Genomic DNA, 12100 nt, shown 5'->3' on the forward strand with positions numbered 1-12100 from the left:
CTACTCAATCATTTACAGTAACACAACCAACTGCACTTTCTGTAACTCCAGCTTCGCAAACCAATATTTCTTGCAATGGAGGTTCGAATGGTGCTGCTTCAATAGCTACGCCAACTGGTGGTGCTGGCGGATATACTTACAACTGGACTCCTGGAAACCCTACTGGAGACGGAACTACTTCCGTAACTGGATTGACCGCTGGAACTTGGACGTGTACGGTGACCGATGCTAATGGTTGTACTGCTACAACTTCGGTTACTATTACAGAACCAGTAGCTATTGATAATACTACCGCTGAATTAACTACTGGTATATTGACTGCCAATGAAGTTGGTGCTACTTATCAATGGTATGAATGCCCAAATAATTTATTAACAGGTGAAACAAATCAAAATTTCACACCAGCAAGTCTAGGTGATTATAAAGTCGCAGTAACCGTTGGTGCTTGTACAGTTGAATCAGCTTGCTATACAGTTACTACTTTAGGAACGGTTAACTTTGAAACCAATACTGGTTTATTGATTTATCCTAATCCTAGTAAAGGTAGTGTAAATATCAAATCAAATACAAGTGGTAATTTCCAAATTGTAAATCAATTAGGTCAAGTTGTGAAAACATTTAAAGTTGAAGCAAGTATTATCAATACAATTGATTTACACAACTTAAATGATAGTGTTTACTTTATCAAAGATGTAAATCAAACCAAATCGTTCAAACTTATTATCAAAAAATAATTTAACTAATTCTTAAAATAGAGACTGCCTGAAAATTACTTTTCAGGCAGTTTTTTTTATGTTTTATATTAAATTAAAATGTTTTATATTAAAATCAGTGAAAATCTGTCTAATCTGTGTCGTCTGCGTGTTTTATTGGGTTATTAGTCCGTTATGAACAGTCATAAAAATAAAGATTACTTGTTTTGTAATAATGAGTTCACTTCCTGCAAACTACCATCCACTTTTTCGATTTGCAATCCCAAAATAGCTGCAACCAATGGATAAACACTAACATTTTGAAATGTACCTGTTTTTTTACCCTTCTTGAAGTTGGGGCCTTTAGCATAAAAAACCGCATGCATATCTTTATTACAATTATCATATCCGTGAGTACCTCCAACTATTTTTTGGTTTGTACTACTAACCAAACTATAATTTTTTTTGGCTTCGATTACAAAATCTAAAACCCGAGAATTGCTCCCAAAATGGAATCTTTTAGGTAAATCTTTGACTGCCCAAAACTTTAAATGAGGCACTTTTTTTAAAGCCTGAGCAATAGAATCTTTATATCCTTCCTTCGCCTGAATACTCATAATTGGGTTTATAACTTGATGATAGCCAAGCCAATTTGGTTTTAAATAATCCAAAACAGCTACTTTTTTAGAATCAGAAATGTCGGCCATTCCGTGATCTGAAACAACGATTAAATTTATTTTATTCCCGATAGGCAACGCATCCAGTTTATGAACCAGAACACCCACAATAGAATCCATTTTGATTACCATTTTTTCGTTCTCGATAGACAACGGACCAAAAGTATGTCCTGTATGGTCGGGCTCATCAAAATAAAGTGTAATCAAATGAGGTCTATCATTTTCGGGAAGATTTAGCCAGTTGATTACTGTATCAATCCGATTGGAATACGAAACCGTACCGTCATATTTTCTATAAATACTTGGACTTTTTTCGCCAGTATCTGAACCTGGCCAAAAAAAGGAAGCCGTTTTTAGACCTTGCTGCTCAGCAACATTCCAAATAGGATTTCCACCATAAAACTGGTTATCATATTTTGCAGCACTCGATAAAGAAAATGATTTTTGGAGCAACGGATCATAAAAACTATTATTTATTATTCCGTGATGATCCGGATACAAACCCGTTACTATAGAATAATGATTGGGAAAGGTCTTGGTGGGATAGGATGGTTTCATCGATTTTGCATGCACGCCCGCTTTAGCGATGGCATTTAAATTTGGAGTCGCAAAATGTTTTGAATAGTCCCATCTAAAACCATCTAAAGAAACCAAAACCACATAGGGTTTACTGGAATCCTGACCAAATGCCAAGACATAATTAGTCAACATTAAAAATACAAACAGCTTTTTGATAATCTTTCTATTGATTCCTGACACGGCTTCTTTTTTCATATTTGAGTTCTAAAGTACAATGCAAATATATCGCTAACTTTAATTTTTTTCGTTACTAAATCATCAAATCATTTTATGCAAAAATTCAAAATTAGATATTTACAGAAAAATAGCCTATCACAATAATAATCAGCAAATTATTTAACAACAAACTCACACCAAAGTCTCTCTGAAATTAAATTCACGACAAACCGCCCAAAATCCATAACCTACTAAATTAAACCCATTTACAGTTTCCCGTAAAAAACCTAATGTATTTTTTATTTAATTTACATAACTCCAAATTAATCATAGTGATGTTATGATAAAAAAATCCATTCTAATCGAAAATAAAACTTCGATTACCGCAAAAAACTTACAACTAATCATCCAATCTGAAATAAGAGAAAGCTCCATTCCCATTGAAGATATTGGCTTTTTGGTTCTGGATCATCAAGAGATTTATATTAGTTTACCAGCAATGAATTTGTTGGTCGAGAATAATACTTCGGTTATTATTTGCGCCAAAAATCATCTGCCCAACGGAATGTTCCTCAACCTCAACTGCCATCATATTCAACAAGAAGTATTCAAAAACCAAATTGAAGCTTCGATTCCGCTAAAAAAACAGTTGTGGCAACAAACTATTGTCGAAAAAATAAGCAATCAAGGTATTCTGTTAGCAAAAATCACTCAAAATAAAAATACCTTTGAATTCTTGGCAAGCAAGGTTTTGAGTGGAGACACTACCAATATGGAAGGAGTTGCCGCCCAACAATATTGGAAATCCTTTTTCGAACTTGATTTCAAACGAGAACGATTTGGCGATTATCCTAATAATTTTCTCAATTATGGCTATGCCATTCTCCGAGCTGCAACCGCCAGAGCATTATCTGGAAGCGGATTATTAAACCCTTTGGGCATCCATCATAAAAGCAAATACAATGCTTTTGCTCTCGCCGATGATATTATGGAACCTTTTCGACCATTGGTCGACGAGAAAGTTTTCGAGATTATGCAACACTACGACGAACAGGAATTGAATACCAAAATCAAAGCCGAACTTTTGCAAGTATTGACTAGAACCGTTTATTTCAAAGAGGAGAAAGGCCCTTTGATGGTGGCTTTACAAAAAACAGCCAGTTCCTTGCAACAATGTTTTATGGGAAAAAGAAAAAAGATTAAATACCCCAAATTATGGAACTTAACGCCTACCGAATAATGTGGTTGTTTGTGTTTTTTGATTTGCCCACGGAAACCAAAAAAGACCGTCGGAATGCCTCACAATTTCGGGGCAATTTATTGAAAGATGGATTCTCGATGATGCAATATTCGGTTTATATTCGCCATTGTGCTAGTGGTGAAAGTGCCGATGTACACGAAAAACGAATTAACAAACTCGTGCCACCGCTCGGAAAAGTGAGTGTTATAAGGATTACCGACAAGCAATTTGGGATGATTATCAATTATCTAGGCAAAGCCAAACAAGATGCCGTTGATGCACCAACACAATTGGAATTGTTTTAATTTTTCTCAAAAAAAGTGTCTATAAGCCATTTTTGTGGATTCAAATCAATGTAGTCATTAATGTTATTATAAGGCTTCTCATTTCTTATTATATGATCGTGAAAAGATCGTTGCCAAGCGAATTTTCTAATCCATTTTGATGAATAATTTTAAAAGATATTTGAATTCAGTAAGTCCCTTAAATTTTATTATTTTGAATGTACCTAGGCCATTAATCGAGATGTGGACAAAGCTTCTGCTGACCGTTCCATTCAGACATTGGGAGTGACAAGTTTGAGTGATTCTTGGGGAGCGCAAGCCGTCGGATCAGGCGTTGAAGCGGCTAAAGGTCTTCTAAGTAAAAAGGTAAAGTTAATAAAAGTGGTGGTAAAGGCAGGGTATCAAATGTTGCTTTACGACGAGAAACAAAAGAATTCCAAATAACTCAAAAAATTTAAACGATGAAAAAAATATAGGTATAGGCGCTTAAGAAACTCCTATAGTCACCTATTAAATAGAAGTGTAAACTATTGAAATACAATATATTAGTCATATTTCTTACTGATTTTTATAAATCCTAATTATTACGCTTTTAATCATTATGAATAACTAAGAATAGGGCCTTATTAATTTAAATCATACTGTTTTTCTAAAATACAAAACCCCGTTCCATAGTATGAAACGGGGTTTTAATTACCATTTAGAATTTTGGCAAGATCTTTAACCTGTAATTTTCTTGTTTTGAATGGCTCTGAATTTTAGAAAAACATACACCAAAGCTATTACAGCTAAAACCCAAATATAATTGTCAATTGGCGTAGCTGGAGCATCAGCACCTTCTAATGCAGCATCTCCTGTTCCTCCATTAGTGTCTCCAGGTCCTTGGGCCAAGAGTAAAGTAGTTGAACAAAAGAAAATAGCGACTATATAATATTTTAATAAATTATTTTTCATTTTTGCAATTTTTATAAATTAATGATTTCGTTTAATTAAACACCTACTCGATTTCTAATTCACTACTTTCTTATTCACTACTTTATTATCTTCAGAGGTTACTTTTACAATCAAAGCTTGATGTGTTGCTTTTAAATTGCTAATAATGGTAGTATTTGCTTTTACCTTTTTTTGTTCTGCAATTAATCTTCCTAGCATATCATATACTTTGATATTTTGGATAGCACTAGCACCTGAATTTACAAATAGAGTTCCATTATTTCTATAAACCGTTACGCTGTCATCATTGAATACTGGTGCAATTACTTTCAATGTTTTTTGGTATTTCAAGGTGAATCTAGCATTATCTACTCCAGCTGCTGCTGTAAATGTATAAGAACCTGATTTCAAATTGGTTTCAGTATTAGTTGTCTTATCAACCAAATATACCTCTTGACCTGCTGCAAATAATCCATCTGTATGGTCTATTGCAATAGTATAATCACCTGCTGCATCCGTTTTGAAGTTTAAAGGCACTACATCGGTAGCATCAAAAGCAGGACGACCTTGAATAGTATATTCCTCTCCATTAATGTTTGATGTCAAAGCAATTGAACTGTCATTGATATATTTTCCATCATATCCATTATCAACTCCTACTGTTGCACCATCTATATAACCTATTAAAGCTTGACTGAAAACTCCAGAAGCATTTGTCAAATTCAACCAAATACGATCTTGTTGAACTGCTTTTTTAGTTTTTAAGAACTGGATACTTGTTGGTGTTGCTTCACGCATTGCATTGGTAAATTTCAATTCTGTAGAAGTGGCATTTACTATAAATCCCTGCCCAACTTGAATATGACCCTTAGGAGTTATACCTCCATTACCTGAATCCGAAGTGACTACCGCTCCAACTAAATTATAAGAAGCATAAGCTGTACCACTAGCTCCATTGGTTTTTCTCCAGAAATACAAAGTACCATCTGTACTATTACCATTTATAAAATCATTTGCGTTAACAACAGAAGGATATGGATTCCCTATTGCATTATAGGTTCCACTTGCAACAGTAAGAGTTACATCACCATTATTGGGAACACCGGTAAACAATCCTGGATAAGACAGCGTAGCTGTTCCTGCATCATAACCAGCAGTTGGATCTGTGTTAGGCATACGGATTAAATAACCTGACCCTATAGAAAATGAAGTTACAGAAGGATTAACAACTGTGTTATACAAGTCTGTAGCTGAATCATAAGTATAAAAACGACTAGATGGTGGAGATGCAATTACCGAAGTCAAAGGAGAGAAAGCTAATAAATTTTGCCCAGCAACAGGAGATGACCACATAGTATAATCTAAACGGTAAAGTGGATTGCTATTGCGATTTACTTTAATAGCTCCCGAATTAACTGAATTTTTATTGGTTTGAACTAGATTGGAATTGTTGCTTAAAGTAAAACTACTTCCAGTTTCTACTATCAAAGGAGCATTTAAAGTAACGTTATAACCAGATGGTATTGTGACATTTGCATTAGTATTAACCGTTAATGAACAAGCATTTATATTTGCTGCTTCACTATAATCAAAAGCAATAATCGCTGCATATGTACCCGTTGTTGGTATACCATTACTCCAACTTCCCCCTGAGGCAGAAGTCCAAGTTGTGGTTGAATCACAATCACAATAGGAATATTTGGCGGTTGCATCTTTAGCATAATAGTAGGGTTGCGATGGATAATTTTGTTCCGCTATAGTTGTAGTGGCAGTATTTGCAGTCGCAACATCATCCACAAGAATACACGAAAGAGAAGGATTATTTGTACATTCAAAATACTGTAAATTCGACAAGCCACGAACATCTAAGCTTGTTAATTGGTTGCCGCTGCAATATAAATCAGTCAAATTTGTTAATGTACTTACATCTATAGAAGTAAAAAGATTGTCATCACAATCCAAATAAGCCAAGTTAGGATGTGCCTTCAAGTCGGAAGCATTGACTAATTGATTACCCAACATTGATAAGTTTCTTAAAGTTGGTAATGCAGAAACATCTAATGAAGTAAGCAAATTACTTTCACAAGTTAGCTCATATAAACTGGTAAAACCTTCGATTCCAGTAAGGTCAGCAATATTATAATTACTAACATCTAAATAAGTAACTCCACTAATATTACTTGTAAACACTTGTCCATCAAGACTACAGTCAAGTCCTAAATCAATTAACGCCTGTTCAAAATTAGCATCAGGAATTGATGTTGTTCCAGCTGCAGAAACTGTATAGCCATAATTTGAACCTCCGTTACTATTTAAATTGATGGTATAAAAATCAGCATTAGAACCGTCAAGAGCTACGCCTGTATCACCTGAAGTAAATACATAATAAGAAACATTAGCTCCAGCACTATTGACTAAAGATGGAATTGCCGCAGTATAGGTTGTACCTGAACCTGTCATTGCAACAACTGTTGAACTTGACCAAGCATCGTTTGTATATCTCAAATAAACTGCCTGTCCAGTTGACAAAGCAGCATCTAAAGTTGCTGTTACGGTGGTTTCAGAACATAGTGGTACGTTAGTAGCCAATGGTGATTGCACTACAGTAGATACATTACTAATGGCACCTTGAATTCTAAAATACAATAAATCCATAGAAGCATCTCCATTAGGAGTTTTAATCACATAATTATCTGTCATATTAGGGAAATTAATAACAAAAGCCCCTGAACCACAAACAGACATTCCATAAACCACTCCAGGACTATTCCAAGGAGTATCAACACAGCCAGAAGGACCAAATTGACTGTAATCCCCTGACCAATTCCTTACTAATCTAAAATATTGATCTCCTGTCGAGTTAGGAGTTGCTGTATATATTCTTGAACTTCCAGCTCCAGCCGAAAAACTGTTTGTTGTTGACCAATCTAGGGCACCAAAAGCAGTACCAATAATACCATTTTGACCAAAAGAAGCAGCAAAAAAAAGCAGCAATAAGGGGATGAAATAATTTCTTTTTACAATTTGAGTACTGTTTTTCATAAGCTACATTTTAAATTTTAGAAGAATAAAGTAAGTGATTTGATCGTGTACTAAATAAAAGAAGTAAAACTTTTATTACTACATTTTGTAAAAATACTAATTCCTTCGAATAATACTAATTTATATTCTAGTATTTTTTGGGTCAAATTAGAGTTTTTGAATGAATGTCCTATAAGTAATCCCTTTCATTTTAACCAAATAAAGTAATTGTTATCCTAGCCATAAAAAACTCCCACAAAAAGGGGAGTTTTATAATTTATAAAAGAATAATTTATTAGGCAGTAGCTCTTTCAAAGTTAACTGCTTTTTTCAAAAAAGCTTTTATTAGCAAGCGATTAGGAGCTAATCCAGAAGAAATAAATTGTCTTCTTGTGTTTTCTCCTGCTGGTGCAATCTTTACATTAGGATCTTGTTTAGAACCCATAAACCAAAGAACAAAATTCATATTAGAAGACGTAGTTGTAGCTTCTTCTTTACCAATGTTGTTATCAGCAGTGTTATTTTCGATTGTGTTATTTAAAACAGAATTATCATTTATAGTAGTTTGACCAAAAACAGTAACGTTTGAAATTAAAACAAAAAACAAAATCATAAAAATAATGTTGATTGTATTGTTACCTTCTTTTTTAGAAAAATTATTCATCGTTGTTTTTTTACAAGTGATTGGGGTTATATCTCTTATCTGAGGTCAAAACTAGACCAAACCTATTCTACTAAAAAATATTTTCGATAAAGCACCCCAAAACTCGTTAAAACACAAAAAAAGACACTTTGAAAATCTAATAAAAGGAGATGTCCTCCAAAAAATCAAAAGAATGTAAAAAAGAAAAGGCTCCATTTCTGGAGCCTTTTATACAATTATGCTTGTCCCGGAGGGCCAAAATTAAGCGGTATTGCAGGTTGTTCTACATCTTTAATTTCGCCGTGAGCGACTTCAAAACGGTGTATATTTTCTCCAATGGCTTTCAACAATCTTTTGGCGTGTTGAGGCGTCAAAACAATTCTTGATTTCACTTTGGCTTTAGGAATACCTGGCATAATACTTACAAAATCCAATACAAACTCGGAAGAAGAATGATTGATTATGGCCAAATTGGAATAAATTCCTTCGGCTGTTTTTTCATCCAACTCAATATTAATCTGTTCTTGTTGTTTGCTCATATTTTAAAAGATTTAAAAATTAAAAGATTTAAAAATTAAAAGACTATCGAGGCAATCTTCAAATTTCTAAATCTTTAAATAAATTAATAAATATATTCCTCTTTGTTTGCCATCATTTCATTGTAATCTTCGTTAGAACCTACAATGGTATTGTCATATTCTCTCATACCAGTTCCAGCAGGAATTCTATGACCTACGATTACATTTTCTTTCAATCCTTCTAAGTAATCAACTTTACCTGCAACAGCAGCTTCGTTTAATACTTTAGTGGTTTCTTGGAATGACGCCGCAGAGATGAACGATTTCGTTTGAAGCGATGCTCTTGTGATACCTTGTAAAACAGGAGTTGCTGTTGCAGTGATAACATCACGAGCCACAACTAGATTTTGATCATTACGTTTTAGTAACGAATTTTCATCACGCAATTCACGAGGAGAAATAATCTGTCCTGGTTTTAATGCACTTGAATCACCAGCATCTTCAACCACTTTCATTCCGTATAATTTATCGTTTTCAACGATGAAATCTTTAGTATGAATCAATTGTTCTTCTAAGAATAAAGTATCTCCAGGATCCTGAACTCTTACTTTACGCATCATTTGACGTATTACTACTTCAAAGTGTTTGTCGTTTATTTTTACCCCTTGTAAACGGTACACTTCTTGAATTTCGTTTACCAAGTACTGTTGAACAGCAGCTGGACCTTGAATTCTCAAAATATCTTCCGGAGTAATTGCACCATCAGACAATGGAATACCCGCTCTTACAAAGTCATTTTCTTGTACTAGAATTTGGCTAGATAGTTTCACCAAATATTTCTTAACCTCACCAAATTTAGATTCGATGACAATCTCACGGTTACCTCTTTTGATTTTTCCAAAAGAAACAACACCGTCAATTTCTGAAACAACTGCTGGGTTCGAAGGGTTACGAGCTTCAAGCAACTCGGTAATTCTTGGTAAACCTCCCGTGATATCTCCTGATTTAGAAGAACGACGTGGAATTTTAACCAATACTTTACCTGCTTTAATTTTTTCGCCATTCTCTACCATCAAGTGAGCTCCAACTGGTAAGTTGTACGAACGAATCAATTCACCATCTTTACCGTAAACCAATAAAGTTGGGATTAATTTTTTAGATCTAGCTTCTGAAATTACTTTTTCTTGGAATCCAGTTTGCTCATCAATTTCAACCATAAATGATTGACCTTGCTCTAAATCTTCGTAAGCAATTTTACCTGTAAATTCCGAAACAATAACTCCATTATAAGGATCCCATTTACAAATTGTAGTTCCTTTAGTTACAGATGCGCCATCTTTAACAAAGATACTTGAACCGTAAGGAATGTTGTTTGTACTTAATAGTATTCCTGTTTTTTCGTCAACTAATTTCAACTCTGTAGAACGAGAAACTACAATATCAACTGCATTTCCTTCGTTATCTTCGCCTTTAACAGTTTTTAAATCTTCGATTTCGATTTTACCTCCAAATCGCGTTACAATACTTGATTCTTCAGAAATTCCACCCGCAACCCCACCTACGTGGAAGGTACGTAATGTTAACTGTGTTCCAGGTTCTCCAATAGATTGAGCGGCAATTACACCCACTGCTTCTCCTTTTTGGGTCATTTTTCCTGTAGCTAAGTTTCTACCGTAACATTTAGCACAAATACCTTTTGTAGCCTCACAAGTCAATGGAGAACGAACCTCTAATTTTTCAATTGGAGAAGCCTCAATTAGTTTTGTATAGAATTCAGTAATTTGTTCTCCTGCTCCAATGATAAGTTCATTAGTCAAAGGATTGATTACATCTTGCAATGCAACACGTCCTAAAATTCTTTCGCCTAAAGTTTCCACAATTTCCTCGTTCTTTTTCAATGCTGAAACTTCAACACCTCTCAAAGTACCACAGTCAACCGTATTCACAATTACATCTTGAGAAACGTCGTGCAATCTTCTTGTTAAGTAACCTGCATCAGCCGTTTTCAAAGCCGTATCCGCAAGACCTTTACGAGCACCGTGAGTAGAAATAAAGTACTCAAGGATAGAAAGACCTTCCTTAAAGTTAGAAAGAATTGGGTTTTCAATAATTTCACCACCACCAGCAGTAGATTTTTTAGGTTTAGCCATCAAACCACGCATACCAGTTAACTGACGAATTTGTTCTTTAGAACCCCTCGCTCCAGAATCAAGCATCATATACACAGAGTTGAAACCTTGTTGGTCTTCTCTAATGTTTTTCATTGCTGTTTCTGTAAGCTGTGCATTTGTTGAAGTCCACACGTCAATAACTTGGTTGTAACGTTCGTTATTGGTAATAAGACCCATATTATAGTTAGCAGAAATACCTTCAACTTGTTCTCTGGCATCTGCAATTAATTTTGGTTTTTCATCTGGGATTCTAATATCTCCCAATGAGAATGACAATCCCCCTTTGAAGGCAAATTTGTATCCCATATTTTTCATATCATCCAAGAAGGCAGCAGTTGTAGGAACATTAGTCACGCTCAAAACGTGTCCGATAATGTCTCTCAAGTTTTTCTTAGTCAATACATCATTGATATAACCAGCAGCTTCTGGAACTACTTCGTTAAACAATACACGACCTGCTGTTGTTTGGATAATTTTATAAACTAATTCGCCTTCTTCGTTAAAATCTTTGGCACGAATTTTCACTCGAGCATTCAATTCTAAACGACCTTCATTTAATGCAATATTAGTTTCCTCAGCAGAATAGAACGTTAAGCCTTCGCCTAAAATTTTATGTTCTGGAGTTGACAAACGCTCTTTGGTCATATAATAAAGACCCAAAACCATGTCTTGAGAAGGTACTGTGATAGGCGCACCATTTGCAGGATTCAAGATATTGTGAGAAGCCAACATTAATAATTGTGCTTCCAAAATAGCTTCTGGTCCTAACGGCAAGTGAACTGCCATTTGATCCCCATCAAAATCCGCATTAAATGCAGTACAAACTAAAGGGTGTAATTGGATTGCTTTTCCTTCAATTAATTTTGGTTGGAATGCTTGAATACCTAATCTGTGCAAAGTAGGAGCACGATTCAGTAAAATTGGGTGACCTTTGATTACATTTTCAAGGATATCCCAAACCACTGGCTCTTTTTTGTCAATTATTTTCTTAGCTGATTTAACCGTTTTTACAATTCCTCTTTCTATCAATTTACGGATAACAAAAGGTTTGTATAATTCGGCTGCCATATCTTTTGGGATACCACATTCGAACAATTTCAATTCAGGACCAACAACAATTACCGAACGAGCAGAATAATCCACACGTTTCCCAAGTAAGTTTTGACGGAAACGACCTTGTTTTCCT

General features: G+C 34.8%; 10 protein-coding genes. 4 read left to right on the forward strand and 6 right to left on the reverse strand.

The window, feature by feature from the left end; all coding sequences use genetic code 11:
• Window positions 1–734 (forward strand): T9SS type A sorting domain-containing protein (locus PHC28_RS09115; RefSeq protein WP_300099035.1); only part of this gene is annotated, 734 nt, incomplete at its 5' end.
• 176 nt (window positions 735–910) lie between these two features.
• Here the strand turns inward: PHC28_RS09115 and PHC28_RS09120 are convergent.
• Window positions 911–2143, reverse strand: a complete 1233-nt coding sequence (locus tag PHC28_RS09120; protein WP_300099038.1) for an ectonucleotide pyrophosphatase/phosphodiesterase — start codon at window positions 2141–2143, stop codon at window positions 911–913.
• Between the two features lie 301 nt (window positions 2144–2444).
• Between PHC28_RS09120 and cas1 the strand changes: the two genes are divergently transcribed.
• The 3 genes from cas1 to PHC28_RS09135 all read left to right on the forward strand — a co-directional run bounded on the left by cas1 (window position 2445) and on the right by PHC28_RS09135 (window position 4072).
• Complete coding sequence (gene cas1, locus PHC28_RS09125) at window positions 2445–3344, forward strand: type II CRISPR-associated endonuclease Cas1 (RefSeq protein WP_300099041.1); 900 nt, start codon at window positions 2445–2447, stop codon at window positions 3342–3344.
• Complete coding sequence (gene cas2, locus PHC28_RS09130; RefSeq protein ID WP_300099044.1) at window positions 3320–3649, forward strand: CRISPR-associated endonuclease Cas2; 330 nt, start codon at window positions 3320–3322, stop codon at window positions 3647–3649. The genes cas1 and cas2 overlap by 25 nt, the downstream gene beginning before the upstream one ends.
• A gap of 264 nt (window positions 3650–3913) precedes the next feature.
• Complete coding sequence (locus PHC28_RS09135) at window positions 3914–4072, forward strand: conjugative transposon protein TraM (protein WP_300099062.1); 159 nt, start codon at window positions 3914–3916, stop codon at window positions 4070–4072.
• 276 nt (window positions 4073–4348) lie between these two features.
• Here the strand turns inward: PHC28_RS09135 and PHC28_RS09140 are convergent, their stop codons facing one another.
• The 5 genes from PHC28_RS09140 to rpoC form a co-directional block, all read right to left on the reverse strand.
• Window positions 4349–4582 carry a hypothetical protein gene (locus PHC28_RS09140; protein ID WP_300099047.1) on the reverse strand — a complete coding sequence of 78 codons (234 nt, stop codon included), beginning with the start codon at window positions 4580–4582 and terminating at the stop codon, window positions 4349–4351.
• A 54-nt stretch (window positions 4583–4636) separates the two neighbouring features.
• A complete protein-coding gene (locus PHC28_RS09145; protein ID WP_300099050.1) occupies window positions 4637–7603 on the reverse strand; it encodes a T9SS sorting signal type C domain-containing protein in 2967 nt (988 codons plus the stop codon).
• Between the two features lie 274 nt (window positions 7604–7877).
• A complete protein-coding gene (locus PHC28_RS09150; RefSeq protein ID WP_300099053.1) occupies window positions 7878–8246 on the reverse strand; it encodes a hypothetical protein in 369 nt (122 codons plus the stop codon).
• 215 nt (window positions 8247–8461) lie between these two features.
• Window positions 8462–8764 carry a DUF3467 domain-containing protein gene (locus PHC28_RS09155; protein ID WP_300099056.1) on the reverse strand — a complete coding sequence of 101 codons (303 nt, stop codon included), beginning with the start codon at window positions 8762–8764 and terminating at the stop codon, window positions 8462–8464.
• An 83-nt stretch (window positions 8765–8847) separates the two neighbouring features.
• Window positions 8848–12100: DNA-directed RNA polymerase subunit beta' (gene rpoC / locus PHC28_RS09160; protein ID WP_300099059.1), on the reverse strand; the 3253-nt coding region annotated here is incomplete at its 5' end.

It is taken from the genome of Flavobacterium sp., from assembly GCF_028712645.1.
Classification (GTDB): domain Bacteria; phylum Bacteroidota; class Bacteroidia; order Flavobacteriales; family Flavobacteriaceae; genus Flavobacterium.

Bases quoted from the DNA above. Each gene is read 5' to 3' on its own strand.
- PHC28_RS09145 (WP_300099050.1), bottom strand. From the start codon at position 7,603: ATGAAAAACAGTACTCAAATTGTAAAAAGAAATTATTTCATCCCCTTA.
- PHC28_RS09120 (WP_300099038.1), bottom strand. From the start codon at position 2,143: ATGAAAAAAGAAGCCGTGTCAGGAATCAATAGAAAGATTATCAAAAAG.
- PHC28_RS09140 (WP_300099047.1), bottom strand. From the start codon at position 4,582: ATGAAAAATAATTTATTAAAATATTATATAGTCGCTATTTTCTTTTGT.
- PHC28_RS09155 (WP_300099056.1), bottom strand. From the start codon at position 8,764: ATGAGCAAACAACAAGAACAGATTAATATTGAGTTGGATGAAAAAACA.
- PHC28_RS09150 (WP_300099053.1), bottom strand. From the start codon at position 8,246: ATGAATAATTTTTCTAAAAAAGAAGGTAACAATACAATCAACATTATT.
- cas2 (WP_300099044.1), top strand. From the start codon at position 3,320: ATGGAACTTAACGCCTACCGAATAATGTGGTTGTTTGTGTTTTTTGAT.
- cas1 (WP_300099041.1), top strand. From the start codon at position 2,445: ATGATAAAAAAATCCATTCTAATCGAAAATAAAACTTCGATTACCGCA.